At 69.6% G+C, this 25698-nt stretch carries 26 protein-coding genes and 1 tRNA gene; 6 read left to right on the top strand and 21 right to left on the bottom strand.

The window, feature by feature from the left end; translation table 11 throughout:
• Positions 1-38: 38 nt before the first annotated feature.
• Positions 39-572, top strand: coding sequence for a cupin domain-containing protein (locus tag ACFWQC_RS25135; protein ID WP_378684492.1), 534 nt, complete (start codon positions 39-41; stop codon positions 570-572).
• A 17-nt stretch (positions 573-589) separates the two neighbouring features.
• Here the strand turns inward: ACFWQC_RS25135 and ACFWQC_RS25130 are convergent, their stop codons facing one another.
• From ACFWQC_RS25130 to ACFWQC_RS25110, 5 genes are all read right to left on the bottom strand, one after another.
• Positions 590-1117, bottom strand: a complete 528-nt coding sequence (locus ACFWQC_RS25130) for an RDD family protein (RefSeq protein WP_378684490.1) — start codon at positions 1115-1117, stop codon at positions 590-592.
• Positions 1114-1593 carry a hypothetical protein gene (locus ACFWQC_RS25125; RefSeq protein WP_378684487.1) on the bottom strand — a complete coding sequence of 160 codons (480 nt, stop codon included), beginning with the start codon at positions 1591-1593 and terminating at the stop codon, positions 1114-1116. The genes ACFWQC_RS25130 and ACFWQC_RS25125 overlap by 4 nt, the downstream gene beginning before the upstream one ends.
• A gap of 37 nt (positions 1594-1630) precedes the next feature.
• Complete coding sequence (locus tag ACFWQC_RS25120) at positions 1631-1813, bottom strand: hypothetical protein (protein WP_378684484.1); 183 nt, start codon at positions 1811-1813, stop codon at positions 1631-1633.
• A gap of 323 nt (positions 1814-2136) precedes the next feature.
• Positions 2137-2210 (bottom strand) — tRNA-Pro (locus ACFWQC_RS25115).
• A gap of 61 nt (positions 2211-2271) precedes the next feature.
• Positions 2272-3009 carry a FadR/GntR family transcriptional regulator gene (locus tag ACFWQC_RS25110; RefSeq protein WP_378684481.1) on the bottom strand — a complete coding sequence of 246 codons (738 nt, stop codon included), beginning with the start codon at positions 3007-3009 and terminating at the stop codon, positions 2272-2274.
• A gap of 123 nt (positions 3010-3132) precedes the next feature.
• On the opposite strand from ACFWQC_RS25110, the gene ACFWQC_RS25105 reads away from it, so the two are divergent.
• From ACFWQC_RS25105 to ACFWQC_RS25095, 3 genes are all read left to right on the top strand, one after another.
• Positions 3133-3633 (top strand): gluconokinase, encoded by a 501-nt coding sequence (locus ACFWQC_RS25105; RefSeq protein ID WP_378684544.1) that lies wholly within the window; start codon positions 3133-3135, stop codon positions 3631-3633.
• Positions 3634-3709: 76 nt separating this feature from the next.
• A complete protein-coding gene (locus ACFWQC_RS25100; protein ID WP_378684478.1) occupies positions 3710-5107 on the top strand; it encodes a GntP family permease in 1398 nt (465 codons plus the stop codon).
• Positions 5108-5187: 80 nt separating this feature from the next.
• Positions 5188-5766 carry a hypothetical protein gene (locus ACFWQC_RS25095; RefSeq protein WP_378684475.1) on the top strand — a complete coding sequence of 193 codons (579 nt, stop codon included), beginning with the start codon at positions 5188-5190 and terminating at the stop codon, positions 5764-5766.
• 48 nt (positions 5767-5814) lie between these two features.
• Here the strand turns inward: ACFWQC_RS25095 and ACFWQC_RS25090 are convergent, their stop codons facing one another.
• A complete protein-coding gene (locus ACFWQC_RS25090; RefSeq protein WP_378684472.1) occupies positions 5815-6309 on the bottom strand; it encodes a VOC family protein in 495 nt (164 codons plus the stop codon).
• 114 nt (positions 6310-6423) lie between these two features.
• Between ACFWQC_RS25090 and ACFWQC_RS25085 the strand changes: the two genes are divergently transcribed.
• Positions 6424-6915: a MarR family winged helix-turn-helix transcriptional regulator gene (locus ACFWQC_RS25085; protein WP_378684469.1), complete on the top strand. Its 492-nt coding sequence runs from the start codon at positions 6424-6426 to the stop codon at positions 6913-6915.
• Between the two features lie 72 nt (positions 6916-6987).
• Here the strand turns inward: ACFWQC_RS25085 and ACFWQC_RS25080 are convergent, their stop codons facing one another.
• The gene (locus tag ACFWQC_RS25080) at positions 6988-10779 is read right to left on the bottom strand and encodes a S8 family serine peptidase (RefSeq protein ID WP_378684466.1); all 3792 of its coding nucleotides are present in this window, start codon (positions 10777-10779) and stop codon (positions 6988-6990) included.
• Positions 10780-10895: 116 nt separating this feature from the next.
• On the opposite strand from ACFWQC_RS25080, the gene ACFWQC_RS25075 reads away from it, so the two are divergent.
• Positions 10896-11927, top strand: coding sequence for a helix-turn-helix domain-containing protein (locus ACFWQC_RS25075; RefSeq protein ID WP_378684464.1), 1032 nt, complete (start codon positions 10896-10898; stop codon positions 11925-11927).
• Here the strand turns inward: ACFWQC_RS25075 and der are convergent.
• From der to xerD, 14 genes are all read right to left on the bottom strand, one after another.
• Positions 11924-13309 carry a ribosome biogenesis GTPase Der gene (gene der / locus ACFWQC_RS25070; protein WP_355017255.1) on the bottom strand — a complete coding sequence of 462 codons (1386 nt, stop codon included), beginning with the start codon at positions 13307-13309 and terminating at the stop codon, positions 11924-11926. The genes ACFWQC_RS25075 and der overlap by 4 nt on opposite strands.
• Positions 13302-13994, bottom strand: coding sequence for a lysophospholipid acyltransferase family protein (locus tag ACFWQC_RS25065; RefSeq protein ID WP_378684460.1), 693 nt, complete (start codon positions 13992-13994; stop codon positions 13302-13304). Before ACFWQC_RS25065 ends, der begins: the two co-directional genes overlap by 8 nt.
• A gap of 44 nt (positions 13995-14038) precedes the next feature.
• A complete protein-coding gene (gene cmk, locus ACFWQC_RS25060) occupies positions 14039-14734 on the bottom strand; it encodes a (d)CMP kinase (protein ID WP_378684457.1) in 696 nt (231 codons plus the stop codon).
• 10 nt (positions 14735-14744) lie between these two features.
• Complete coding sequence (locus ACFWQC_RS25055) at positions 14745-15827, bottom strand: prephenate dehydrogenase (RefSeq protein WP_378684454.1); 1083 nt, start codon at positions 15825-15827, stop codon at positions 14745-14747.
• Positions 15828-15929: 102 nt separating this feature from the next.
• Positions 15930-16328 (bottom strand): VOC family protein, encoded by a 399-nt coding sequence (locus tag ACFWQC_RS25050; protein WP_378684451.1) that lies wholly within the window; start codon positions 16326-16328, stop codon positions 15930-15932.
• On the bottom strand, positions 16325-17128 hold the full coding sequence (locus tag ACFWQC_RS25045) for a helix-turn-helix domain-containing protein (protein WP_378684448.1): 804 nt from the start codon (positions 17126-17128) through the stop codon (positions 16325-16327). Before ACFWQC_RS25045 ends, ACFWQC_RS25050 begins: the two co-directional genes overlap by 4 nt.
• Positions 17129-17783: 655 nt before the next feature.
• Entirely contained in the window at positions 17784-18551 is a 768-nt protein-coding gene (locus tag ACFWQC_RS25040) for a pseudouridine synthase (protein WP_378684446.1), read from the bottom strand.
• Positions 18552-18630: 79 nt separating this feature from the next.
• Positions 18631-19311 carry an SMC-Scp complex subunit ScpB gene (scpB, locus tag ACFWQC_RS25035; RefSeq protein ID WP_378684443.1) on the bottom strand — a complete coding sequence of 227 codons (681 nt, stop codon included), beginning with the start codon at positions 19309-19311 and terminating at the stop codon, positions 18631-18633.
• Complete coding sequence (locus tag ACFWQC_RS25030; RefSeq protein WP_378684440.1) at positions 19304-20185, bottom strand: segregation and condensation protein A; 882 nt, start codon at positions 20183-20185, stop codon at positions 19304-19306. The genes scpB and ACFWQC_RS25030 overlap by 8 nt, the downstream gene beginning before the upstream one ends.
• 29 nt (positions 20186-20214) lie before the next feature.
• A complete protein-coding gene (locus ACFWQC_RS25025) occupies positions 20215-20583 on the bottom strand; it encodes a hypothetical protein (protein WP_378684437.1) in 369 nt (122 codons plus the stop codon).
• The gene (locus ACFWQC_RS25020; RefSeq protein ID WP_378684541.1) at positions 20565-21515 is read right to left on the bottom strand and encodes a ParA family protein; all 951 of its coding nucleotides are present in this window, start codon (positions 21513-21515) and stop codon (positions 20565-20567) included. The genes ACFWQC_RS25025 and ACFWQC_RS25020 overlap by 19 nt, the downstream gene beginning before the upstream one ends.
• Positions 21516-21818: 303 nt before the next feature.
• On the bottom strand, positions 21819-21965 hold the full coding sequence (locus tag ACFWQC_RS25015; RefSeq protein ID WP_160023752.1) for a hypothetical protein: 147 nt from the start codon (positions 21963-21965) through the stop codon (positions 21819-21821).
• 30 nt (positions 21966-21995) lie between these two features.
• Positions 21996-24614, bottom strand: coding sequence for a DEAD/DEAH box helicase (locus ACFWQC_RS25010; protein WP_378684433.1), 2619 nt, complete (start codon positions 24612-24614; stop codon positions 21996-21998).
• Complete coding sequence (xerD, locus tag ACFWQC_RS25005) at positions 24611-25507, bottom strand: site-specific tyrosine recombinase XerD (RefSeq protein WP_378684430.1); 897 nt, start codon at positions 25505-25507, stop codon at positions 24611-24613. Before xerD ends, ACFWQC_RS25010 begins: the two co-directional genes overlap by 4 nt.
• Positions 25508-25698: the final 191 nt, after the last annotated feature.

Raw genomic sequence — 25698 nt, 5'->3', positions numbered from 1 at the left:
GGCAACGAACCCGCCCTCACCCTGGCCGAAGGAGCCCGATGTCCGCCGTTCACGTACCTTCCGGGTCCTCCGAGGGGGACTACATCCGCACGCCGAGCGGCGTCCTCGTTCCCGCCGAGATCGACGCCTTCCACCGGCATCTCCACCACGTGGCTCCCTCCGGTCTGGTCGACCAGACCGGGCAGACCTCCGGGATGCGGCGCCTCGAGGCGGTCAGCGGCAAGACCGTCGGCGCGAAGAACCTGTGGATGGGCCAGACCCACGTCCCCGCCTCGACCGCCTCGGCCAACCACCACCACGGCGCCTCCGAGACCGCGATCTACGTCGTCTCCGGTAGCCCGGTCTTCGTCTTCCTCGACACCGAGGGGGACGAGCCCGTCGAGACTCGCGTGGAGACCGGCCCCGGCGACTACGTGTTCGTGCCGCCGTGGGTCCCTCACCGCGAGGAGAACCCCGACATCGACACCGAGGCTGTCGTCGTGATCGCCCGCACCACGCAGGAGGCGATCGTCGTCAATCTCGACGGGCTCGACTGGTCCGAGGTCCGCCTTAGCGGCCAGAACGGCTCCTGAGTCTGCGGGCGTCGCCGTCAGCGCTGCGGGGAGTCCGATTCGGCGCGGTTGAGGAAGTCCGAGAGTGGTCCTGGCATCTCAGCGCTCCGATCCCCCCAGTCATAGACAACACAGGTCCTGGCGATCAAGTCGTGGAAGGAACGATGTTCACGCTGCACCACGATCAGGAGCAGACCGATCCCGAAGAAGATCACGCTGAGGGGAAACACCAGCGTCCTGACGAACATGGTGCGCACCCCTGGTGCAGCGCCGTCGGCGCGGACGACGCGCAGTCCGGCCAGTCCCTTCCCGATCGTCCGGCCGGTGATGGCGAGGCTGATGAAGACGTAGGAGAAGGCCCAGATCGCGAAGCCAGCGATCCCGAGCAGGGTCGAGCGGCCGCCGGTGAGCGAGACGGACGTGAACATGTCGAGCAGGTAGCCGAACCCGGCGACGCCCAGCGTGTAGAGGCCTGCGATGAGAAAGCCGTCGATGGCAGCAGCAGCTGCCCTGCTGATCGCACCCGCATAGTGTCCGGACACCGAGCGGCGCACCCGGCGGGTCATCGTGCTGCCGTTCCCTGGTCGGGCGCTCCTCGTCGGGCCGCAACCAGGTTGGGCGGCCCTTCCAGTCGCTCGTCCTCGCTCCGTCGCATCAGCCGGTCTACGATCCGGTCGACGACGACATCGAGCCCCACCAGCTGTCGCCGGGCGAGATCGAGGGCGGAACCGGCCATCGAGTAGGTGCTCTCCGCGACGATGTCGGGGATGCCGGAGCGGCGTACGAGCGCTTCGAGGTCGACGTTCCTCAACAGGGCGTCCAGATCTACGTCGGCGAGAAGCGTGTTGAGGTCGACCCGCGCGAGCAGCGCATCGATATCGACCCGCGCCAGGACAGCGTCGAGGTCCACCCGGCTGAGCAGCGCGTTGAGGTCGACGTGTTCCAGGACGATATCGGGGTCGACGGTGACGACGACCCTTTCCGTCACCGCGCCGGCGACCCGGCCGAGGAGCCTCTTGCCGTTCTGTCGACCCTCAGTCATGACATCGTCGAATCGGACACGCGTAGCGTCACGGCAGTCAGCCGGTCAACGACTCGGGGGCGACGACCGTTCCGGAGACGCCCTCGAGCACGGATGTGTTCTTGGCGCGTGGCGCCTTGCCGTTGACGCGGTAGGGACGGTCACCACCTTGGTCGTCCTCGTCGATCCAGAAGTCGTCGTCGATCGATGCCAGCTTCTGCCGCATCCGGAACTGACGCACGTCTGGGTCGTCTCGTCGTGCGCGCAAGATTCCCATCGCAGGTTCCGTCTCCTCCAGTCGTGGATCGCTGGAAGCCTAGAGTCGTCTGAGCTGTCTCTCATCACCCGCGTCGGGTGATTCAGCGGCCTCAAATGGCCGGTCGCTGACGCCTCCGGTCCCCGCTTCGAGCCTCACGCAATCGGCTTTGACGGCCGTTGGAGACGCACTTTCGACCTGATGGGCCCAGAATGGGCCGACGGCGACGCCGACAGGCAATGTGGTGAACCTGGCAGACAGGTGCAAAAAACGCCCCTGACCTGCGATGCAGGTCAGGGGCGAATCTGTCGGGCTGACAGGATTTGAACCTGCGGCCCCTTGACCCCCAGTCAAGTGCGCTACCAAGCTGCGCCACAGCCCGAAACTGCGAGTGGATTTCTCCGCTCGAAGCGATCCGAACATTACCGCACGGCTTCACGCGCTCACCAATCGGTATCCCCGTCCGGCGGGTCGTCGGCGGAGGCGAGGGCTTCGGCGGCTTCGTCGATGATGGCGCGCATGGCTTGCTCGGCGGCTGACGGGTCGCCGTTGCGTACCGCGATCGCCACCTTCTCGTGCAGCTCGATGGCGGTGGGGTTCGGCTTGTCGGGCATCAGATGGTGGTGCGTACGTCCGGCGAGGAGCTCGGCGACGAGGTCACCGAAGGCGGCGAGCATGTCGTTGCCGCAGGCGTTGAGCAGGACGCGGTGGAAGGTCGTGTCAGCCTCGAGGTAGGCCTCCAGGTCGCCGGCGGCGGCGTGGACGACCATGTCGGCGACGGATCGAGCGAGGTCGCCGTGGTGTTCCGGCTCAGCCCGCTCGGCGGCGAGCCGGGCCGCGATCGGCTCGAACCCGCGGCGCAGCTCGGAGAGCGACAGCAGCTGCTGTCGCCGGCCGTCGCCGTCGAGTCGCCAGCGGATCACGAGCGGGTCGAAGACGTTCCACTCCTGCCGCGGGAGGACGGTGATGCCGACCCGGCGCCGGGTGGCGACCAGGCCCATGGCCTGGAGCACACGCACTGCCTCCCGCGCGACCGGGCGCGACACGTCGTACGTCGCCTGGATGCCCTCCAACGTCAGCACGGCTCCGGTCGGCAGCTCTGCCGAGACGATCTGGCGCCCGAGTGCGTCACGGACGCTCTGGTGCAGTCGATGTACTGCCTCACCACTCGAACTCGTCACAGTCGCATCGTCGCACAATCCAAGCGCGACGTAATCAGAATCCGTTATGACACCTCGCCTTGCCAAACGGATGCCTTTTGATGCACCCTGTGACGCGTGACACAGAACCCTCTCCTCGTCGTCATGGGCGTCTCCGGCTCCGGCAAGTCGACCGTCGGCGCTGCGATCGCGCAGCGCCTCCAGGTCCCCTTCGCCGACGCCGACGACTTCCACCCGCCGGAGAACATCGCGAAGATGGCCTCCGGTCGCGCGTTGAACGACCACGACCGGCAACCCTGGCTGGAGACGCTCGGCGGCTGGCTCGCCGAGCACGAGCGCACCGGCGCGGTGCTGAGCTGCTCGGCGCTCAAGCGCAGCTACCGCGATCTGCTCCACAGCCGCGCCCACGGACTCCGGCTGCTCCATCTCAGCGGCACCCCGGAGGTGGTCGAGGCACGCCTTGCCGCCCGCGCGGGGCACTTCATGCCGCCGTCGCTGCTGCGCTCGCAGTTCGCGACCCTCGAGCCCCTCGAGCCCGACGAGCAGGGCACGACCATCGACATCGACCAGGACATCGACGCGATCGTCGAGCGCTACCTCACCACCATGAACCCGACCTCGAACCTGACCAGGGAGTCCGCATGAACGAGCGCAAGCGAGTGACCATAGGCTTCAGGCCGCCGCGTCCGTATGCTTCACCTCTCCCGACGGAGGTGGCGGCATGATCCTCCTCGCCGCGCCAGAGCCGGTCGCACCGGTCGCCTCCGGCGGCGTACTCCTCGCCGCCGCACTGGCCTCGATCGCCCTGATCGTCGTCCTCATCACCTACGCCAAGCTGCACCCCTTCCTCGCGCTCCTGCTCGGCGGCGTCGCGGTCGGCGTGCTGGCGGGACGCAACGTGATGGACGTGATCACCTCCTTCGGTGAAGGCTTCGGCGCGACCGCCACCAGCGTCGGCCTGCTGATCGCGCTGGGCGCGATGTTCGCCAAGCTCCTCTCCGACTCCGGTGGCGCCGACCAGATCGTCGACACGATCGTGGGCAGATCCTCGGTTCGTACGCTGCCGTGGGCGATGGCGCTCGTGGGCGCCATCATCGGCCTGCCGATGTTCTTCGAGATCGGCCTCGTGCTGCTGATGCCGGTCATCTACCTGGTCGCCCGCCGTGCGCAGGTCTCGCTGATCACCGTCGGTATCCCCACCCTCGCGGGCCTCTCGGCCATGCACGGCCTGGTGCCACCGCACCCGGGCCCGCTGGCCGCGATCGGCGCTCTCCAGGCCGACCTGGGCACGACGCTCGCGCTCGGCGTACTGGTCGCCATCCCGGTCATCGTCGTCAGCGGTCCGCTGTTCGGCCGGCTCGCGGGTCGGTGGGTCGTCGTCGAGGCTCCGCACACCTACGACGCCACTCCGGTGGGCGGCCCGGGAGCCGCCACAGCCACCGACATCCGCCGCCCGTCGTTCGGCGTCACCCTGTTCAGCGTCCTGCTGCCGCTCGTGCTGATGCTCGCCAAGGCGATCGTCGACATCGTCATCAACGACCCTGAGAACAATGTCCAGCAGGTCTTCGACGTGATCGGCTACCCGCTCGTCGCGCTGACCATCGCGGTCATCGTCGCCATGTTCACACTCGGCCGCGGGTCCGGGATGGACCGCCGCCAGATCGCCAAGACCGTCGAGATGTCGCTGCCGCCGATCGCGGGCATCGTGCTCATCGTCGCCGCCGGTGGCGGGTTCAAGCAGTCGCTCATCGACACCGGCATCGGCACCCAGCTCGCCGACTGGGCTCAGGGCTCCGGCGTGTCCGCGATCGTGCTGGCCTGGGTGCTCGCGGTCCTCATCCGCCTCGCCACCGGCTCCGCGACCGTCGCCACGATCACCGCCTCGTCGCTTGTGGTCGACCTGGTCGCCAACATGCCAGCCGCCGAGGTCTCGCTCGTCGTGCTCGCCGTCGGTGCCGGCTCGGTGTTCTTCTCCCACGTCAACGACGCCGGGTTCTGGCTGGTCAAGGAGTACTTCGGCCTCGACGTCGTCCAGACGATCAAGTCCTGGTCGCTGATGGAGACGGTGCTCTCCGTGTCCGGTCTGGTGTTCGTGCTGGCGCTCAGCATGGTGATCTGACACCGCCCTCACGAAACTGTCGGTGCTGTCCGACACAATCACTCCTGACACATGGATCACACCCACCACAGGAGCTCACCGTGTCGGACTTCCCCCTTGCTGACAACACAGCCCCGGGCAACGCAGCACCAACCAGCAAGCTCGACCCGATCTCCCGCAAGGGCACCCCTGCCCATCGCACCAAATCGAAGCGGGAGGGCGCCGGGCGGCGCCAGGGCATGCCGGTGCAGGCGATCAGCCTCTCCGTGCCGGCATCCCTGGCGGCGCAGTGGAAGACCTACAGCCAGGAGGTCCCACGCTCGCTGGTCGACGTCATGCTCGACGCCGTCGCGGCGACCCGCCCCCGGCTGACGGTCCTCCTGCGTGCCCACCAGGCAGCGCTGCGCGAGAAGACCAGGCCCGTCTCCGACGGCACCTTCATGCGTACCGTCCCCCAGCCGAAGCGCCTCGAGGACCCCTACGTCACGATGCCCCTGCGTCTGCTGGCGACGAACGTCGACGTGCTGGACGCCATGGTCCACGAGATGGCCGCGGAGTCCCGCTCGCAGCTGGTCGTCGTGGCACTGACGGCGTGGCTGGCCGACCGGCGGGCCGAGGAGCAGGTCTACGCCGAGCAGCTCGAGCTCGAGGTGCCCGAGGACCCGTTCGACCGTCCCTGAGCGCGGCCGGGACGGGCCGAGACGACCCGTCCCGACTGTGCCTGGGTCTCAGAGCACCTTGGTGCCGTACATCTCCCCCAGCGGGTCGGCGAGGAGCTCGAGCCGCTCGCCGTCGGGCCCCTTGAAGTAGATCGACGACTTGGACTCGACCATGTAGTCGACGCCCGCGACGTCGAGCTTGGCACGCAGGTAGTCCCAGTTCTCTGGCGTCACCGAGATCGCGATGTGGTGCAGCCCGCCGAGCACTTCGGCGTACGGGCCCAGGTCGAGCCCCGGAAGCGTGAAGAAGGCCAGCAGGTTGCCCGCCCCGACGTCGAAGAAGAAGTGGTCGGAGCCGGCGTAGTCGCGGTTCTCGAAGATCTCGGTCAGCGGGAACTCCAGGAGCCCCTGGTAGAAGTCGATCGATCTGCGCACGTCCGAGGAGAGCAGCGCGGTGTGGTGGATCCCGCGAGCCGTGCTGGCCGGGCGGAGGCCCTCCTCGTGGAGGTACTCCTTCTTGATCCGCTCACGGTCCTTCGTGATGAAGTCCATGTCGATGCTCATCGTGCTCTCCTCATGCCAAGACGTCTCGGATCCAGTCTAGTTTCTGCGTCAACAGTTGCCAGAGGCGGGCGGCGGTGCTGAAAGCGCAAGCTACGACTCGGTAAGGTGTGCCTTATGGATGAGGTCAAGTGGCTCAGTAACGACGAACAGGTGGCGTGGCGTGCCTGGCTCGCCGTCAACGCACAGCTCACCTCGCGGATGAACCGCGACCTCCAGTCCAAGAACGGCCTCTCCCTCGCCGACTACGACGTGCTGGTGAACCTGACCGACGTCCCCGACCGCTCGCTGCGGATGTACGAGCTCGGTGACAAGCTGCAGTGGGAGAAGAGCCGGCTCTCGCGCCAGGTGATGCGGATGGCCGCGCGCGGCCTCGTGGAGCGCCGCGAGTGCCTCGATGACCGGCGTGGCGCCTTCGTCGACCTCACCGCGGCTGGGCTGGAGGCCATCGAGGCCGCCGCTCCCGAGCACGTGAGTCTGATCCGCCGCGTCATGTTCGACGCGTTCACCGCCGAGGAGGTCGCCGCCCTGACCAAGCTCTACCACGGCGTGCTGGAGCGTCTCGAGGTCAAGTCCCCGTCGGTCGCCGCGGACGGCTCCGCCGCCTGAGCCCGGTCCGAAGACGTACGTCAGGCCCGCAGGTCACCACCGGTGACCTGCGGGCCTGAACTTTGTGGGCTGCTAGCGCTTGACCCCGAAGGCCGAGACGACCTTCTGGGTCACCGTGTTGCCGGCGTCGTCGCGGGCGGTGGCCCGCAACGAGACCAGGTCGGCGCCGCGCGCGGGGATGCGCAGGCGCGTCTCCCACCGGTCACCGTCCTTGCGCAGCTTGGCCGCCGTCCAGGTCGACCCGCCGTCGTAGCTGACCTCCAGCGTCGCCGCCTTCACCGCGCCGGCACGCTCGGCACCGGGCACCGTGTAGGGCACGAGCGCGAACGGGACCTCGGCACCGGCACGAACCGTGCCGTCGAGCGCCGTGTCCACGTCGTAGTCGAGCTGCAGCAGGGGCAGGGGTGTACCGGCCTCACCGGACGGGACCGGGTCGGCCTGGTCGGCCACAAACGTCCAAGACGTACGGGTGCTGGTCGAGTACCGGTGGGCGTCGCCGGCCGCGTCGGTGTCGATCTCGAAGCGGTACGTCTGCGGACCCTCGGCCACGGGGACAGCGGTCTGAACCGCGTGACTGATGCTCTCCCGCACCAGCGTGTCGCCCTGGAAGAGACGTGAGGTCACCGGGGTCTCGCCCCACGGGAACCCACCGGTGATACCGGCCGTCCCGCTGGCGTCGGGGACGTTGACCTGGAACCAGTCGCCACTGTGTCGCGGACCCCAGTAGCCGTCGCCGGTTCGGGGCGCGGTCACCGGAGCGAACCAGTTGCGTACCGTGGTGCTGCGCGGCTCGTACGCCTGGCGCACGCCCCGCTGCTCCCAGCTGCTTTCGTGAGCCACGTTCTCGTACCAGGTGACGCCGTCGTAGGTGGAGACGTAGTCGGTCCGGTCGGTCGCCGTGGGCTGCAGCGCCCGGACGCTGAGGCACGGCGGCCACTGGTAGTCACGGCAGTCGGCACGGTCGTCGACGGCGAGCCGCTCGCCGGTGTCGTGGTAGCGGCTCTCCACGGTGGCGAGCTGCCGGGTGGTCGGCGCCAGCGCGAGCTCGGCCGGGATCTCACCGGGCCAGCTCTTGGAGATGTCGTAGAGGTAGTTCGGGAACTCCACGGCCTTGCCCTCCAGGGTCACCTTGCCCTTCGCGGCGGCAGCGACGAGCTTCTCGCCCTGAGTCGAGCGCACCGAGACCACGGGCAGGTCCTCCTGGGTGACGAAGTCGACCAGCGGGCCCGGACGGTCGTTGACGACCACCAGCAACGCGGCACCGGCAGCCTGCGCAGCGGCCTCCCGCTCCTCGGCGGTGACGGCGTCGTCCCTGGTCACGAGGACGGCCCGACCCTTGGCGTCGACGTCCTCGTAGTCGGCGGACGTGCCCGTGCCGGCCGCGACGGCCCGCAGCGAGACCCGACCGTCGAGGCTGGTCGAGCCGAGCTGGTAGACCGGGTCGAACGCGAGCGTCCGCGAGCTACGCGCCGTCACGTCGAGCGCCGGCTCGATGGCCCGCCAGCGTACGGCGAAGTCGAACTCGGCGCTGTCGACGGGGCCGGTGGCCTCGGCGTAGATCGAGTCGACGTCGACCGGGACGGCGTAGGTGGCGCCGAAGGTCGCGTAGAGACCGCCGATGCCGGAGTCGTTGAAGAACTGGAACCGGCGGTAGGCGACGTCGCTGTCCTTGGGCGTCTTCAGGGTGAGCTCGTCCGCCTCGCGCGCGTCGAGCACGAGAGCCTGGTCCTTGTCGGTGACGACGACCTGCGGGTCGCCGACCAGTGCGACGCCGGTCGAGCCGGGGCCCTGGGAGCCGGCGACGTCGAGGAACGCCGTGGCCGAGTACGTGCCGGGCTGCAGACGCTGGGTCGGCACCGTGCCCGTGGCCGGGTCGATCGGCAGGCTGCTGACGAACTGGTCGCCGTAGCGGTAGAAGTCGACGTAGCCCGTCGCGGGCTCGCCGGACCGGTCGAGCGCGGTGATGTCGAGGCCGTAGCGCTCCTCCTCCTTGACCAGCGCGGTCGCGGTGCGCACGGTCATCTCGCCGGAGGTGGCGACGACGGCACCGCTGTACTTACCGGTGAGGGCGGCGTCATCGGCGTCGGCCGTGATCGTGACCTCGGCGCTTCCACCCGCCGGGACCACGACCTCCTCCGCGGAGAGCGAGACGAGGCCGCTCGCCTTGCCGTCGGGCCCGACGACGTCGGTGCTCAGCGCGAGCCTCACCTCGGCGTCGGTGGAGTTGGTGTAGGTGATGGTCTCGCTGACGGGCTCGTCGCCGTCGTGCGGCCAGCCGTAGAAACCGAGGAACCCGTCCCCGGAGCCGTCCACGCCGTCGAGAGCGGCGGGCACGTCGAGACGGCCGGTGCCGACCTCGTACGCCGGTGCGTCGATGTCCGCGGCCGAGGAGACCAGGGCGTTCTTGAGCTGCTTGCCGGTGAGGTCGGGGTGGGCGCCCTTCAGGATCGCGGCGGCTCCCGCGACGTGCGGGGTGGCCATCGAGGTGCCGTTCATCGAGGTGTACCAGCCCTCGCCGGATGCCTGCTGGGAGCGGGCCGCGACGATACCGACGCCGGGGGCGGTCAGGTCGGGCTTGATCGCGTGGTCGCCGACCCGCGGACCGTAGCTGGAGAAGTCGGCGCGTACGTCACCGTCGTCCACCGCACCGACTGTCAGGGCGGCGTCCGCGGTGCCGGGGCTACCGAGCGATCCTTCGGCGTAGCTGTTGCCGGCGGCGACGACGAACAGGGCGCCGGTCTGCTCGCTCAGCGCGTTGAGCGCCTGCGCCATCGGGTCGGTGCCGTCGTTGAGGCTGGAGTCGCCGAGGCTCATGGAGACGATGTCGGCGTTCGCGGCACCCCACTCCATGCCGGCGATGATCCAGGAGTCCTGACCGTACCCGGCGTTGTCGAGGACCTTGCCGACCAGCAGGTCGGCGCCGGGGGCGACGCCCTTGTAGGAACCTTCGCTGGCCGAGCCGGTGCCCAGGACGGTGGAGGCGACGTGCGTGCCGTGACCGTGCTCGTCGCTGGTGGCCTCCTCCCCCGGGACGAACGACTGCGCCTCGTCGACCTGGTCGGCGACGTCGGGGTGGGTGGCGTCGATGCCGGTGTCAAGGACCGCGACGGTCGCGCCCTTGCCCACGAAACCCGCGGCCCACGCCTCGGGGGCACCGATCTGCGCGGTGCTGCGGTCCAGGGTGGTCTCGGCCTTGCCGTCGAGCCAGATCTTCTCGACGCCGCCGCCGAGCTTCCCGGCCGCACCCGCGGCGCGCGCGGACGCCCCGCCGTCGGTGGCCACAGCCGACCAGAACGCGGACGACTTCTTCTTGCTCACCGCGACGGCGTCGGCGGCGATGCTCGGCAGGTCGAGCGTACGCTCGGCGCCCGGCAGCTTCGCCGCCTTGGCGCGGCTCGAGGCCTGCTCCAGGATCAGCGGAGTGGCGTCCACCGTCTCGTCGTCGTAGCGCATCTCGAGGAGCGCGGTGACGTCGAACAGCCGGCGATCGAGGGTGCCCGCGGCCAGGTAGGGCTTGGCAGCGGTGGGGATGGCGTAGAGGTGGTCGCCCACCTGCTGTGTCTCGATGGCAGCGCCGGCGGGGTCGAGTCCGAGGGTCAGGACGCCGTCGTCGGTCGCGGTCACGTCGATGACGTCGCCGGTCACGAGGGTGATCGTGGTCCGTCCGTCGTCGAGGGCGGGCGTACGTGGTGCCGTGCCGGCAGTGGTGCTGCCGGCATCGGTCTGGGGGCCCTCAGGCGTGGGGTCGGTGCCTGGGGTCGCATGCGCGCTGGTGGCCATGGTCGCGACCAGGGCGGTCGCCGCAGCAGCTGCCGCGACGGCCTTGGTAGCGGCCGAGAGGCCGGAGGTGGTTGGGGGTCTCATGGGGATGGACCTTGTCAATGGGGCGCGACAGGCGACAAGAGCGTTGTCGTGGCGGTTTTACGGCATGGCGAGACTCCGTCAGAGCTGGAACGCCCCCGGTCTGTCGCAGAAGTGCCATGCTCGGCGACGTGCTCGGTCTGACCCCTGATGAGACCCTCGCCTATGGCGAGCTCATCGCGATGCCCTCCGCCACCGCCGCCGAGTTCGCGGCTGCCCTCAGCGCCTTCGGCACCTCCCCGGGAGAGGCTCATCTGCTGCTGCGCCGCCTCGAGGAGCACGGCCTGGCCGCTCGGATCACCGGCGACGAGCGACGCTTCGCCGCGGCACCGCCCGCGATCGCGCTCGGCGCGCTGCTCGCCCGGCAGCAGGACGAGGTGCGGCATGCCGAGATCGAGCTCAGCCGGCTCGACGAGGCCTATCGCGTGGCCGCCGCCGGCCGTGGCCCCACGGACGTGGTCGACGTCATCCACGGCGAGGATGCCGTCCGGCACCGGTTCGAGCAGGTCCAGCTCGGCGCGCGCGAGCGCGTCTACGCGTTCGTCCGCCCACCGGTGATCGTGACCTCCAGCCAGGAGAACTCCGCCGAGAACAAGGCGGTCGCGCGCGGGGTGCTCTACCGCGTCGTCGTGGAACGCAGCATGCTGGAGAGCCACGACGTGACGGTCGACGAGGCGATCGAGGCGACCGACGCGGGCGAGGAGGTCCGGTTCGCCGATCAGGTGCCGCTCAAGCTCATCATCGTGGACCGGCGGCTCGCCCTGATGCCGCTGACCTCCTCGGGCGACGTCGTCGGTGCGCTCCTGGTCCGGGAGAGCACCCTGCTCGACGCACTGATCGCCCTCTTCGAGAACGTGTGGGACCAGGCGACACCGATGCTGGTGGGCACCTCAGGTCTCACCGGCGACGTCGCACAGCAGGTCGACGACGAGGACGCGCAGGTCCTCGGGCTGCTGCTCGCCGGGCTCACCGACCAGGCCGTCGCCAAACAGCTCGGTACGTCGCTGCGCACCGTGCAGCGCAGGGTGCGGGCGCTGCTCGACCTGGCCGGCGTGGAGACCCGGATGCAGCTCGGCTGGCACGCCGCGAACAACGGCTGGGTGCAGGCGGGGGCGGACGGTCAGCTGACCCCCGCCCCGCCTGACCACTAGCGCTTGCGCTTCTCCCGAACCCGCTGCTGGAGCACGATCGGGGTGCCGACGAAGCCGAACTCCTCACGCAGGCGGCGCTCGATGAAGCGCTCGTAGGAGGCCTCGAGCTTGCCGCTGGTGAACAGCACGAACGTCGGCGGCGCGGTCGAGGGCTGAGTGCCGAAGAGGATCTTCGGCTGCTTGCCTGACCGGACCGGGTGCGGGTGCTCGGCCACGAGGCGGCCCAGGAACGAGTTGAGCGCGCCGGTGCCGATCCGCGTCTCCCAGCCCTCGAGCGCCTTGTCGAGAGCGGGGACCAGGCGGTCGACGTGCCAGCCGGTTCGGGCGGTGACGTTGATCCGCGGGGCCCACTGCACCTGGACGAGATCGCGCTCGATCTCGCGGTCGAGCTGCCAGCGACGGTCCTCGTCGACGAGGTCCCACTTGTTGAACGCGATCACCAGCGCCCGGCCGGCCTCGCGGACGGTCTGCAGGATGCGGATGTCCTGCTCGGAGATCTTCTCGCCACCGTCGAGGACGAGCACGGCCACCTCGGCGCGGTCGATGGCGGTGGTCGTGCGCAGGGAGGCGTAGTACTCGTGGCCCGAGGCCTCCTTGACCCGCTTGCGGATGCCGGCGGTGTCGATGAAGCGCCACTCGCGGCCGCCGAGCTCGATCAGCTCGTCGACCGGGTCGACGGTGGTGCCGGCGACGTTGTCGACGACCGCCCGCTCCTCCTTGGCCAGCTTGTTCAGCAGGCTCGACTTGCCGACGTTGGGCTTGCCGACCAGCGCGATCCGACGCGGGCCACCGATCTCGGTGCCCTCGGGAAGCGGCGGCGGGTCGGGGAGCACCGCGAGGATCGCGTCGAGCATGTCGCCCGAACCGCGGCCGTGCAGCGCGGAGACCGGCCAGGGCTCACCGAGCCCGAGGTTCCACAGCGCGGCGGCCTCGGCCTCGGTGCGCATGTCGTCGACCTTGTTGGCCGCCAGGACGACCGGCTTGCCGGACTTGCGCAGGATGCGTACGACTGCCTCGTCGGAGTCGGTGATGCCGACGGTCGCGTCGACCACGAAGAGGACGGCGTCGGCCAGGGAGACCGCGATCTCGGCCTGGGCGGCGATCCGCTCGGCCAGGCCCTGGGCGTCGGGGTCCCAGCCGCCGGTGTCGACCAGCGTGAACGCCTTGCCGTTCCAGTCGGCGTCGTAGGAGACGCGGTCGCGGGTCACGCCGGGGACGTCTTGGACGACGGCCTCGCGACGACCGATGATTCGGTTGACCAGGGTCGACTTCCCGACGTTCGGGCGGCCGACGACCGCCAGCACCGGCAGCGGGCCGGTCGGGGTCTCGTCGGTCTCGGTCAAGTTCCGTACGTCCTCGTACGAAACGTCGGGGTCAGTCATTGTTCTCCTCGCTAGGTAGCGGACCGGGCAGTTCGCGACCGGTCAACGCCAAGGCATGGTCCTGTTGGACCTGCATGTGCTTCTGGATCAAACCCGAGACAAGCCCGACTTGTTCCCTCGTACGCGGCCAGCCTACGCGCTCGACGGCGAAAGGCTCGCCATAGACGATGTCGATGCGCGCACCCTTGTGCGGCAACGACGAGATGCCACCGCCCGGCTCGCGGCTGCCGAGCATCGTCACGGGCACCACGACAGCGCCGGAGGCGAGGGCGAAATAGGCCGCTCCGCGGTTGAACCGCACCAGGTCGCCCGCGCCGCGGGTGCCCTCGGGGTAGATCCCCATCGCGTTGCCCTCACGCAGCACCCGCAACGCCAGCTTCACCGCAGCCGGGTCGCTGCCGAACCGGTACAGCGGGATCTGGCCCGCCCAGCGCAGGAACGGACCGAAGAACCAGTGCTCGAACATCTCCGACTTGGTCAGCGCATGTACCGGACGTGGTGTGAAGATCGCCAGCAGCGGGCCGTCGATGATGCCGACGTGGTTCGATGCGAAGACCACCGGACCCGTGTCCGGGATGTTGGCCGTCTCGTGCAGCCGGACGTCGAAGCGGCGCCGGATCAGCCACCGCGCGTAGACGTTGATGTGATACAGCGCCCACCGGCTTGGATGCGGGACCCCGTCCAAGGAGGGGAGCTCGGTGCGGGGCGTACCCGCGCGTGGGCTCGCGCTCACTCCCCCGCCTTCTGAGCGAGGTCGACGACGAGGTCGATGACCTCCTCCAGCGTGTAGGGCGTGGTGTCGAGGTGGGTGGCGCCGTCCGGCACCGCCGCACCGCCCTTCGTGGAGTCGATCCTGTCGCGGTTCTCCAGCGACGCGCGGACGGCCTCCGCGTCGGTGCCACCCTCCTCGGCCGCGCGGCGCGCGGCGCGGGCGGCGGGGTCGGCGGTGACGTACAGCTTCAGGGTGGCCTCCGGCCAGACCGCGGTGCCGATGTCACGGCCCTCGACCACGATGCCGGAGCCGGCGGCGAGCGCTTCCCGGATCTCCTGCTGCTGGAGCGCGACCAGCCGGGCGCGGACCTCGGGGACGGTGGCGACCGGGGAGACCGCCGCGTTGACGCGGTCGCTGCGGATCTCGACAGAGACGTCGGACCCGTCGAGGGCGATCGTCGGTCGGAGCGGGTCGGTGCCGGAGGTGATCACCGGCTTGCCGGCCGCTGCGGCGACCGCGTCCGCGTCGTGCACGTCGATGTCGTTGCTGAGCATCCACCAGGTCATCGCCCGGTACATCGCACCTGTGTCGAGGAAGCGCATACCCAGGCGGTCGGCGACCCCGCGGGAGGTGCTCGACTTTCCGGAGCCGGAGGTGCCGTCGACGGCGATGACGATGCGTGCGGGGTCAGTGGTGGGGTTGCTGCTGCTCACGGGCGGGATCCTACCGGTGAGCGACCCAACCCCGAGACTCCAGAACCGCCTGCATCCTGTCGGCCGCGTCGGCGGCCACGATCAGCTCCATGACACCGACAGGGCGGCCGGGGTCGTGGTCGATGCGTACGTCCTCGATGTTGACGCCGCTCTCCCCCGCGTCGGCGAAGAGACGGGCCAGGTTGCCGGGCTCGTCGGGCACCGTGACGTAGATGGTCGCCTGCGCGGTCTGCGGCCGGCCGTGCTTGCCCGGGATCGCCCTGGTCCCGGCCTGACCTTCTTTGAGCAGTACGTCCAGAGCGGCCGCGTCGCCGGTGCCGACCGCCGCGATCATCTCGTCGAGCTGGGCGCGCACCTCGGTCAGCAGGTCGGTCACCGCGCGAGCGTTGCCGGCCACGATCTGGCCGTAGAGGCCGGGGTCGCCGGCGGCGACGCGGGTCACGTCGCGTACCCCTTGGCCGCTGAGGCCGAGGTGTCCCTCCGGCGCCACCGCGAGCCGGCCGGCCACCAGGGCGGCCATCAGGTGCGGCACGTGGGAGGTACGGGCTACAGCCTGGTCGTGGTCCTCGGGGCTGAGCGTGAGCGGAACGGCTCCGCACAGCGTGGCGAGCTCGCCGACGAGCTCGGTCGCCTCGGGGTCGGCCTCCGCGTGCGGCGTGACCGCCCAGGGCCGCCCCTCGAACAACGTCGCGGTCGCGGCCAGCGGCCCGGAGCGCTCGCTGCCGGCCATCGGGTGCCCGCCGACGTAGCGGCGTACGTCGCCGGGGCAGTTCTCACGGACGTAGGCCAGCGGCGAGGCCTTCACGCTGCCGACGTCGGTCACGACGGTGTCGGGGCTGTCGGCGAGCGCTCGGGTGATCACCTCGCCGAGGTGTGCCGGCGGGACCGCTACCACGACCAGCTGCGGCGTGTCGCCGGGCTTGCGGCGGCGGCCGGCGCCCAGGCCGGTCGCGGTGCGCACGTGGCTGGCGACCGAGTCGCTCAGCAGCACGTCGAGACCGGCCTCGGCGCAGGCGAGCGCGACCGAGGTGCCGAGCAGGCCGACACCCACGATCTCGACCGGCCCGGTCAGCGCTCCCCCGGTTTCACTCATGTCCCCAAGGCTAAAGGGTCGATACTGCCGAACTCTCTTCGTCTCAGCGCCCGTGGTGCGCTATCGCGACCGACAACCAGGGTGTGCGATATCGCCGTGCGCTCATGATGGCTGGTAGCTGCCGAAGGACCACGAGTTGCCCTCTGGGTCGGTCACCGTGCCGCCTCGGCCGCCGTAGTCCTGGTCGACCATCGGGCGGTCCACGGTGGCGCCGGCGGCGACCGCCTTGTCGAAGAGGGCATCGGGGTCCTGGTCGATCAGGTAGACCCCGGAGCCGCCGGCGACCTTCAGGCTCCCACCCTCGCGTAGCTGCCCGAACATCAGCCCTCCCCCGCCGGGCCAGAGCCATTCTGCGTGGACGACGATGCCGCCTTCGCGGTAGGTGGAGTGCTCGACGAAGCCGACTGCGCTCAGCCACATCATCATCGCCTCGGCGTCCTGGAACGCCATCGACTGCCAGTACTTGATCTTCGCTACATCGAACTTCTGCTCATTGCTCATACATCCGAGTCAATCGCCTGCGGGTCGGCCAGGTCTTGAACGAATGGGAACTCCTCACGCAACCAGGTAGTCGGCGTACACCCGGCGAACTCCTGCCACTCACGGGTCAGGTGTGCCTGGTCGGCGTAGCCGCCAACAGTCGCCGCCCGAGCCAGCGGCATCCGGCCGACAAGGCCACGGGAGCGGTCGAAGCGGGCCAGCCGCTGGAACTGCTTCGGCGCCACCCCGGTCTCGGCGCGCACCAGGTCGCTGATCCGGCGGCGGCTGTACCCGACGTCGTCGGCCACCTCCTGCACCCCCACTCCCCCGGTCAGCAGCGCCAGCGCGCGGCCCACCTCCGCCCTCGGTCCGGGCTCGCCGTGGCGCGCCAGCGCCTCGACCAGACCGGCGACCACCACTCGTTCCCACGTCTGCGGGGCGGCCTCGGCCAGCTGCTCAGGAAGATGACGTACGCCACCGGGCGCCGCGACCGCGTCGAGGGCCAGCAGCTCGCCGCGCCACGCCGCGGCCGGCATCCCGAACAGCGCCCGCACTCCGGCGGTCGTCAGCCCCAGCTGCACGCCGCGTTGGTAGCCGTGATGATGGATCGCCGCCGGCCGGGTGTGCAGCCCGGAGACCAGCGACCATGCCGTGACCGGCTCCGTCCCGCTCCCCCACGAGGTCACCAACGGCTCGTCGACCGAGAGCACGAAAGTGATCTCGGTCGACGGCATCCCCCGATGCACCCCCGGCGCCCCGAAGTCCACGTCGTAGGTGACCAGCGAGGTGACATAGGGCCGCAGCACCTCCGGCACGGTCATGTCTCGATGGTGCCACGGTCGCCGCGGGTTGCCCATGCACTATCGCCCGCGACGGAAACGATGTGCGATAGCGCCCAGCCGTGTTGGATCCCGGAGGGTGCGTGGATAGTCGGGGATCAATCGGTCGGTTACTCGCAGGTAGACCGACCGTTTGATCCCCGACTATCGGCCGCTGGGCGCCCTCACCCCCGCCAGGACACTGATAGCGCTCCAGGAGCGCGGCGGTGACTCGCTCCATCGATCCGACGGTCCCGCGATGGACCATCACGACCCGTTCTCGGGAGCCATCGGCGGCGTCGTAGCTCAGATCGAACCGCTCGGACTGGTTGAAGTCGACCTAGAGCGGCAGCCCGGAGCCGGCCAGTGGGTCGGTGGCGAAGATGGCGAGGTCGCGGTTGAGGTCTCGATGGTCGAAGCGGAGCCCGAGACTGTCTGCGGGATCGAGGTTCATGGGTGTGCTCCTGGGTTTCGGCCACGGAGCACATCCACCAGAGACGAGAACCGCCCCGGAGCACTGCTCCGGGGCGGTCTGCGAAAAAGTGACAGCAGGTCAGCGCCGGAGTGGGTCCGGCGTCGTCGTGCTCATCGCGCGCTGCTGCATGCCGATCACCCTAGCGGCTCGGGCCGGCGTACGCACCAGGGTTTCCGGCCGCCCTCAGAGCTCGGTGGTGTCGAGGAGCTCGCCGAGCTCCTCGCGGGAGAGGTCGCGCATCTCACCGGGCTTCATGGTGCCGAGCCGGACGGGGCCGATCCGGGTGCGGGTCAGCCGCGTGACCGGGTGGCCGAGGTGATCGAGGAGGCGGCGAACGATGCGGTTGCGTCCCTCGTGGATGACCAGCTCGATGATCGACTTGTCCTTGCGGGTCTCCATGATCCGGGCCTTGGTCACGGTCACCGGGCCGTCCTCGAGGGTGACACCGGCGAGGAGCCGCTTGCGTACGCTAGGGAAGATCTCGCCGGTGACCTCGGCGACATAGGTCTTGTCGACCTCGTAGCTGGGGTGCGCCAGCCGGTGGGCGAAGTCACCGTCGTTGGTCAGGATGATCAGGCCCTCGGTGTCGGTGTCGAGACGGCCGACGTGGAAGAGCCGCTCCGGGCGGTCGGCGACCAGGTCGGAGAGGTTGCGGCGACCCTCGGGGTCACTCATGGTCGAGACCACACCACGCGGCTTGTTGAGGGCCAGGTAGACCTTGCCGGAGATCGGCGGGAGCCGCTTGCCGTCGACGCGTACGACGTCCTTGCCGGGGTCGACCTTCGTGCCGAGGCGGGTGACGACCTCGCCGTTGACCTCGACGGAGCCGTTGAGCATCAGGAGCTCGCTGCCGCGACGCGACGCGATGCCGGCCAGGGCCAGCAGCTTCTGGAGCCGGATCAGGCCCTCGTCGTCCAGCGGCAGATCATCACGCTCAGGAAGGTCACTCACGCGGCCACCTCCGTAGCGCAAGCGCCAGTGTACGGACGCGGCGGCGTGATGATTGTCTGGTTCACTCGCTGGCGCTCACTCACGGATTCGATTCTCCCGCATCCTCCGAGTCGGACCCATTCGCCGCAGCCTCCTCGGGCTGCGCCGCGAGCGCCTCCTTGCTGACCTGCTCGGTCAGCTCCTCCTCCATGTCGGCGAGGTCAGGCAGATAGGGAGCCAGCTCCGGCAGCTCGCCGAGGTCGGTGATGCCGATCCGCTCCAGGAAGTAGCCGGTGGTGCGGTAGAGGTTGGCGCCGGTCTCGTGATCCTGACCGGCCTCTTCGACGAGACCGCGGGTGAGCAGCGTACGCATCACGCCGTCGACGTTGACGCCGCGGATCGCGGAGACCCGGGCGCGCGAGACGGGCTGCTTGTAGGCGACCACGGCCAGCGTCTCCAGGGCCGCCTGGGTGAGCCGGGCCTGCTGGCCCTCGAGGACGAAGCCCTCGACGACGGCGGCGTACTCCTCGCGGGTGTAGAACCGCCAGCCGCCCGCGACGTTGCGCAGGTCGAAGCCGCGGCCCTGCTCGGTGTATTCGGCCGCCAGCGCCTGCAGAGCGTCGATCACCGCGGCGGTGGGGTGGCCCACCGCCGCGGCCAGCGATTCCGCCGCCAGCGGCTCGTCGGCGACCATCAGGACCGCCTCGAGCGCGGGCCGCAGGTCGGCGAACTCGATCGCCAGGGTCTCCTCGGTGGTCTCCCCGGTCGCAGCCTCAGTCATCGTCCTTCTCCCCGTCATCGGCGCCGCCCTCCGCGGGCGGCTGCCCCTCGAACTCGTCCTGGATCAGCTCATCGACATCGAGCGCCTCGTCGCCGGTCCAGCGTACGGTCAGCTCGCCCAACGCGGTGACCTGGTCGAAGGCGACCGCACCTTCACGGAAGAGCTCCAGCAGCGAGAGGAACCGGGCCACGGTGGTCAGCGTGTCCGGCGAGTCGGAGCACAGGCCACGGAAGGTCACCTGCCCGCCGGCGCGCAGCCGCTCGATGACCAGCGCCGCCTGCTCCTTGACCGACACCTTCGAGCCGTGGATGTGGGCGAGCCCGATCTCGGGTGGCCCCGGCTTGGGCGCCATCGCGGCCGCGGCGAGCTGGGCGAACTGGTCCAGCCCGATCCCGATCAGCACCTCGGGCAACAGCCCCGCATAGCGCGGCTCGAGCTGCACCGAACGCGGGTGACGCTTGGACTCCTTCGCGAGCCGCTCACCGAAGACCGCCGCGACCAGCTTGAACGCCTTGTACTGCAGCAGTCGCGCGAAGAGGAGGTCGCGCGCCTCGAGCAGCGCGAGGTCCTCCTCGTCCTCGACATCGCCCTGCGGCAGCAGCCGGGCCGCCTTCAGGTCGAGCAGCGTGCTCGCGACCAGCAGGAAGTTGGAGGTCTGCTCGAGATCCCAGGACCCGCTGTCGGCGGCGCCCTTCTTGACGTAGGCGATGAACTCGTCGGTCACCGTGGCCAGGGAGACCTCGGTGATGTCGAGCTTGTGCTTGGCGATCAGGCTGAGCAACAGGTCGAAGGGACCTTCGAAGTTGCCGAGGTGGACCTCGAAACCCCCGGTGCCGCTCGACTCCTGCTCGGCCCCCGCAGGGGCATCTGTCATCTGCGCGGCCGTCCGACCATCGAGCACCGTCACTCGGCGAGCCGGTGCACGAGGGCGCTGTCGTCCCCGTACTCCTCGAGGTCGGCCAGCACGATCGCGAGCGCCTCGCGCACCAGCCGGCCGCGGTCGACCGCGATGCCGTGCTTGGCCCGCAGGTTGAGCCGGGCGTGCTCGAGGTCGAGCAGCTCCTCGGAGGTGATGTAGACCGTCATCTTCTCGTCATGACGTACGCGGCCGCTCGACCGCTTCTTGGCGGCCGGCGTCTCCTCGTCCGGCTCGGGCACGGCGTGCACCGGGCGGGCCTTCGCCTCGGCGGCAGGCCCCGCGGCGGCAGCGCCGTCGGACGTACGCCGGAAGAGGTCGTCGGCGGCCGGAACCCTCACTCGCCGCGTTGCCATCGGGCCAGCACCTCCTTGGCGAGCATCCGGTAGGAGTCGGCGCCGGTGGAGCTGGAGGCGTACTCGGTGATCGGCTCGCCGACCACGGTGGAGTCGGCGAACTTCACGGTGCGACGGATGACGCTGTGGAAGACACGGTCACCCCAGCCGTTGACCAGGGTCTCCATGACCTCGCGGCTGTGCATGGTGCGGCTGTCGTACATCGTGCCCAGTATTCCGTCGATCTTCAGGCGCGGGTTGAGCCGCTCCTGAACCTTGTCGATGGTGTCCTTGAGCAGGGCGACGCCACGCAGCGCGAAGTATTCGCACTCCAGCGGCACGACGACGGAGTCGGAGGCGGTGAGCGCGTTGACGGTCAGCAGACCCAGGCTCGGCTGGCAGTCGATGAGGATCACGTCGTAGTTGGCGACGGCCGGAGCCAGCGCGCGGGCCAGGGTCTGCTCGCGGGCGACCTCCTGGACCAGCTGCACCTCGGCGGCGGAGAGGTCGATGTTGGCCGGAAGAAGGTCGACACCGTCGATGCCGGAAGGGACGACGACGTCGTCGAGCGTGATGTCACGCTCCATCAGCAGGTTGTAGACGGTCAGCTCGATCTCGTTGGGCTGGAGACCCAAGCCGACCGAGAGCGACCCCTGCGGGTCGAAGTCGACCATCAGGACCTTGCGGCCGTGCTCGGCCAGCGCAGCGCCCAGGTTGATGGTGGTCGTGGTCTTGCCGACGCCACCCTTCTGGTTGACCATCGCAACCGTACGCGCGGGCCCGCCGGTGGCGGGGCCGGGCTCGGGGAGGTGCGGCCAGGGGCGACCGGTCGGGCCCAGCTTGTTCTTGCCCGGGGAGTCGAAGGAACCCGCGTCGGGATCGGGGGCATTGGCGCGCAGCCGGGCCGAGGGCGGATAGGCCGGCGGCGGGGCCGCCGGCGTCTGCGGAGGCATCTGCGGCGCGGTCGCACCACCTGCTCCGAAATAGCTGTCTTCCATTCCTCCACCCCCGGTTCAGTTGCCGCGGCCCTGGGACGATCACGGCGTGCGGGTCTATATGTCGACACGGCGACTGTAAGACCCAGATCTGCGCGACTGTAGGAGCCGCGCCGGGCGTGTCACAAGGCAAATCTGGGTGATTCTGCTACGGGACCCGAATCTGTTGATGGCCTGTGCACTTGGCGCACCGCCTGGCCCACAGGAAGGTCCCTCGCTGTGGAGAAACCTGTGGAGGAATCTCCGCTCGATCAGCCGGTCTCAGTGCGACCGGCGGCGCTTCTGGAACTGGTCGTAGGCCTTGCTCGCAGCGTCCTTGATCTTCTTCTGGTTCTCGGGCTTGCGAGCCTCGTTGGCGATCTTGGCGATGGCCGCGACGACGACGGGGTTCTTCAGTAGCTTGCGCACGCCCCAACGCTAGCGGAACGGAGCAACCCTTCACAGCCGACGCATCGCCACCGTCGCCAGAACCAGCTCGCCGGCCTCGTCGCTAGCGTCCAGATCAGCCACCGCCTCGATCACCCAGTCGTGGTCGCCGGCCGGGTCGTCGAGGGTCTGGGTGACCCGCCAGATGCGGGTCTCGTCGTGCGTCTCGTCATCCTCGTCGACTCCCGCGGGAGCGCCACGCTCGGCGGTCCAGGTGAGCAGCTTGGGCGAGCGCGAGTCGGCGGAGATGCCCACGTCGTCGTGCTCGGCGAAGTAGGACTCCAGGGCGTCGTCCCAGCGGGACCTGGTCATCACGACGTCGCGCGCGGGCTCGAAGCGGTCAGCGGCGGCGCGTTCGAGACGCATCAGCGCGTCGAGATCGTCGCGCGAGACCGCGTCGATCCGGGCCCACATCGCGTTGCGGACCATGATCTCGAAGGCCCGTTGCTGCTGCGACAGGGACCGCGGCGGCGGAGGCGCCTCGTGGTGGGCGACGGCGGACGGGATGTGCTCGGGATCGGAGAGCGCCTCCCACTCGTCCAGGAGACTCGAGTCGGTCTGCCGGATCGTCTCCCCCAGCCACTCGATCAGGTCCTCGATCTCAGGGCTCTTGTGGCTCTCGGGGACCGTGTGCCGGAAGGTGCGGTAGGCGTCGGTCAGGTAGCGCAGCACCAGGCCCTCGGAGCGGGCGAGCTGGTAGCGGCGTACGACGTCGGTGAAGGTCATCCCCTGCTCGTACATCTCGCGCAGGATCGACTTCGGGTCGAGCGCGTCCTCGGGCAGCCACGGATGGGTGCCGCGGTAGACCTCGAAGAGCGCCTCGAGGCGCTCGGCCATCGGCTTGGGCCAGGTGATCTCCTCGATGAGGGCCATCCGCTCGTCGTACTCGACGCCGTCGGCCTTCATGTTCTCGATCGCCTTGCCTCGGGCCTCGTGCTGCTGGGCGAAGAGGATCTGGCGCGGGGGCTCGAGGACGGCCTCGATCACCGAGACGATCTCGAGGGTGTGCTCGGGCGACTCCGGATCGAGCGTGTCGAGGGCTGCAAGGGCGAAGTGCGCCAGCGGCTGGTTGAGCGCGAAGTCGGCGGGAAGGTCCTCGGTCAGCACATAACGCCGGCCGTACGCATCGGGCTCGGCGAGCCTCGTCAGGACCCCGCTGTGGACCAGCGAGCGAGTCAGGCGCAGGGCCCGGCGGGCGAGCTTGAGCTGGGTGCGCCGCTCCTCGTGGTTGTCCATGGTGATCCGGCGCATCACCTCGAACGCGTCCTCGTCGCGGGCGACCACGTTGAGGATCATCGAGTTGTCGACCTTCATCCGGCTCTGCAGCGGCTCCGGGGCGCCGTCGACGAGCTTGGCGAAGGTCGCCTCGGTCCACACGACCGTGCCCTCGGGCGGCTTCTTGAGCTGGGCCTTGGAGTTCTTCTTGCCCGCCTTGCGGCGCTCCTCGGACTTCGCCTTGGCCTTCTCGTTCTCGATGATGTGCTCGGGTGCCTGGACGACGACGTAGCCCTGGGTGTCGAAGCCCGCCCGGCCGGCTCGTCCGGCGATCTGCAGGAACTCCCGGGTGCGCAGGATGCGCTGGCGGCGGCCGTCGAACTTGGCCAGGCCGGTGAAGAGCACGGTGCGGATCGGGACGTTGATGCCGACCCCGAGGGTGTCGGTGCCGGCGATGACCTTGAGGAGACCAGCCTGGGCGAGCTGCTCGACCAGCCTTCTGTATCGGGGCAGCATGCCGGCGTGGTGGACGCCGATGCCCTTGCGCAGCAGCTTGGAGAGGGTCTTGCCGAAGCCGGCGGCGAAGCGGACCGGCTCGAGCCGCTTGGCGATCTGGTCCTTCTCCTCGTTGGACAGCTTCAGCCAGCCGGCGTTGAGCAGGGAGGTGCCGTGGGTGACGGCGTCCTTCTGGGTGAAGTGGACGACGTAGGCCGGCGCCTGGCCGGTGGTGACGAGCTCCTCGAGGGTCTCCTGGAGCGGCGTGAGGCGCCAGTCGAAGGTCAGCGGAACGGGTCGTTCCGCTTGGTCGACGAGGACCGTGTCGCGGCCGTTTCGCCTGGTCATGTCCTCGGCCAGGGCGCTGGTGTCACCGAGTGTCGCGGAGAGCAGCAGGAACTGGGCCTGCGGCAGCTCGAGCAGCGGCACCTGCCAGGCCCAGCCACGGTCGGGCTCGCCGTAGTAGTGGAACTCGTCCATGATCACGAGCCCGACGTCGGCGTGCTTCCCTTCTCGCAGCGCGAGGTTGGCGAGCACCTCTGCGGTGCAACAGATGATCGGGGCATCGGCGTTGACGCTCGCGTCCCCGGTGAGCATGCCGACGTTCTCGGCGCCGAACGTCTCCACGAGATCGAAGAACTTCTCGCTGACCAGCGCCTTGATCGGGGCGGTGTAGAAGGAGACCTTGTCCTCGGCCAGCGCCGCCGCGTGCGCGCCCGCGGCCACCAGCGACTTCCCCGAGCCCGTCGGAGTAGCCAGGATGACGTTGTCGCCGGCCAGGATGGACATGATCGCCTCGTCCTGGTGGGGATAGAGGCTGCGCCCACTCCCCTCGGCCCAGGCTACGACCGCCTCGTAGACGTCATCGGGGCTCGCCCCGACCTTGGGGATCCAGTCGCCGGCTTTGGTCGAAACGGTCACAGGGCCCTCGGGTGTGCGGTCGCGAAGACCTCTCGGAGATTGTCCACGGTGACAAGAGTGTAGATCTGCGTCGTGGTCACCGACGCATGGCCCAGCAGCTCCTGCACGACACGTACGTCGGCGCCACCGTCCAGCAGGTGGGTGGCGAAGGAGTGACGCAGGGTGTGGGGCGAGACGTCCTTGTGGATCCCGGCGCGCACGGCGGCACGGGTCAGGACGGTCCAGGCCGACTGGCGGGAGAGGCGGCCGCCGCGGGCGTTGAGGAAGAGCGCGCCACCCGAGCGGGCGGCTGCGAGGTCAGGGCGGGCCCGGGTCAGGTAGGCCTCGACCGCCTCGATGGCGTAGGAGCCGACCGGGACGATCCTCTCCTTGCCGCCCTTGCCGCGCAGCAGGACCACGTGGTCGACCCGGTCGAGGTCGTCGACGTCGAGGCCGACCGCCTCGGAGATGCGGGCGCCGGTGCCGTAGAGCACCTCGAGGAGGGCCCGGTCGCGCAGCGCGAGCGGCGTCCCGGGCGCACCGGCCGCCTCCAGGATCGCCTCGACGTCGGCCAGCGGCAGCGCCTTCGGGAGCCGCTTCTCCGCGCGCGGCGGCTTCACGTGGCCGGCCGGGTTGGCCTCGACCAGCCCGTCGGCCACCGCGAACTTGTGGAACCCACGCACCGCGACGACCGTCCGCGCCGCCGAGGTCGCGCTGAGCGCCGGATGCTCCTCGCTGCCTTCGCGCAGGTGTGCCAGGAACCCCGACACCGTCGCCTCCGAGACCCCGGCGAGATCCTCGACGCTGTGCTGGGCGAGGAACTCGGCGTACCTCCTCAGGTCACGCCGGTAGGAGGACAGCGTGTTCGCCGCCAGCCCCCGCTCGACGGTGAGGTGGTCGAGATACGTGCGCATCGCGTGCTCCACCCCTGAAGCGGAGCTCGAGCCGATCGATTCCGCAGTCACGTCTCCATCCAACCAGCCGAGTCGGCTCATCCTGACCAAACACACCGCCGAGCCGGAGGGCACCTTCGGTGACTGTGGAAGTTGAAGATCGTGGCTCGGTTCCGGTAGCGCTGTGACCGGGGCCGGGCCACGATGGTGTT

The organism is Nocardioides sp. NPDC058538 (assembly GCF_042719275.1).
GTDB lineage: Bacteria > Actinomycetota > Actinomycetes > Propionibacteriales > Nocardioidaceae > Nocardioides.
This window is presented reverse-complemented; position numbering and strand designations above follow the sequence as displayed.

Coding starts and splice junctions, on each gene's coding strand:
- ACFWQC_RS25075 (WP_378684464.1), top strand. CDS start 10,896: ATGCTCGGCGACGTGCTCGGTCTGACCCCTGATGAGACCCTCGCCTAT.
- ACFWQC_RS25045 (WP_378684448.1), bottom strand. CDS start 17,128: ATGACCGTGCCGGAGGTGCTGCGGCCCTATGTCACCTCGCTGGTCACC.
- der (WP_355017255.1), bottom strand. CDS start 13,309: ATGACTGACCCCGACGTTTCGTACGAGGACGTACGGAACTTGACCGAG.
- ACFWQC_RS25025 (WP_378684437.1), bottom strand. CDS start 20,583: ATGGCAACGCGGCGAGTGAGGGTTCCGGCCGCCGACGACCTCTTCCGG.
- ACFWQC_RS25105 (WP_378684544.1), top strand. CDS start 3,133: ATGGGCGTCTCCGGCTCCGGCAAGTCGACCGTCGGCGCTGCGATCGCG.
- ACFWQC_RS25080 (WP_378684466.1), bottom strand. CDS start 10,779: ATGAGACCCCCAACCACCTCCGGCCTCTCGGCCGCTACCAAGGCCGTC.
- ACFWQC_RS25130 (WP_378684490.1), bottom strand. CDS start 1,117: ATGACCCGCCGGGTGCGCCGCTCGGTGTCCGGACACTATGCGGGTGCG.
- ACFWQC_RS25055 (WP_378684454.1), bottom strand. CDS start 15,827: ATGAGTGAAACCGGGGGAGCGCTGACCGGGCCGGTCGAGATCGTGGGT.
- ACFWQC_RS25085 (WP_378684469.1), top strand. CDS start 6,424: ATGGATGAGGTCAAGTGGCTCAGTAACGACGAACAGGTGGCGTGGCGT.
- ACFWQC_RS25125 (WP_378684487.1), bottom strand. CDS start 1,593: ATGACTGAGGGTCGACAGAACGGCAAGAGGCTCCTCGGCCGGGTCGCC.
- ACFWQC_RS25050 (WP_378684451.1), bottom strand. CDS start 16,328: ATGAGCAATGAGCAGAAGTTCGATGTAGCGAAGATCAAGTACTGGCAG.
- ACFWQC_RS25020 (WP_378684541.1), bottom strand. CDS start 21,515: ATGCCTCCGCAGACGCCGGCGGCCCCGCCGCCGGCCTATCCGCCCTCG.
- ACFWQC_RS25030 (WP_378684440.1), bottom strand. CDS start 20,185: ATGACAGATGCCCCTGCGGGGGCCGAGCAGGAGTCGAGCGGCACCGGG.
- xerD (WP_378684430.1), bottom strand. CDS start 25,507: ATGCGCACGTATCTCGACCACCTCACCGTCGAGCGGGGGCTGGCGGCG.
- ACFWQC_RS25135 (WP_378684492.1), top strand. CDS start 39: ATGTCCGCCGTTCACGTACCTTCCGGGTCCTCCGAGGGGGACTACATC.
- scpB (WP_378684443.1), bottom strand. CDS start 19,311: ATGACTGAGGCTGCGACCGGGGAGACCACCGAGGAGACCCTGGCGATC.
- ACFWQC_RS25100 (WP_378684478.1), top strand. CDS start 3,710: ATGATCCTCCTCGCCGCGCCAGAGCCGGTCGCACCGGTCGCCTCCGGC.
- ACFWQC_RS25090 (WP_378684472.1), bottom strand. CDS start 6,309: ATGAGCATCGACATGGACTTCATCACGAAGGACCGTGAGCGGATCAAG.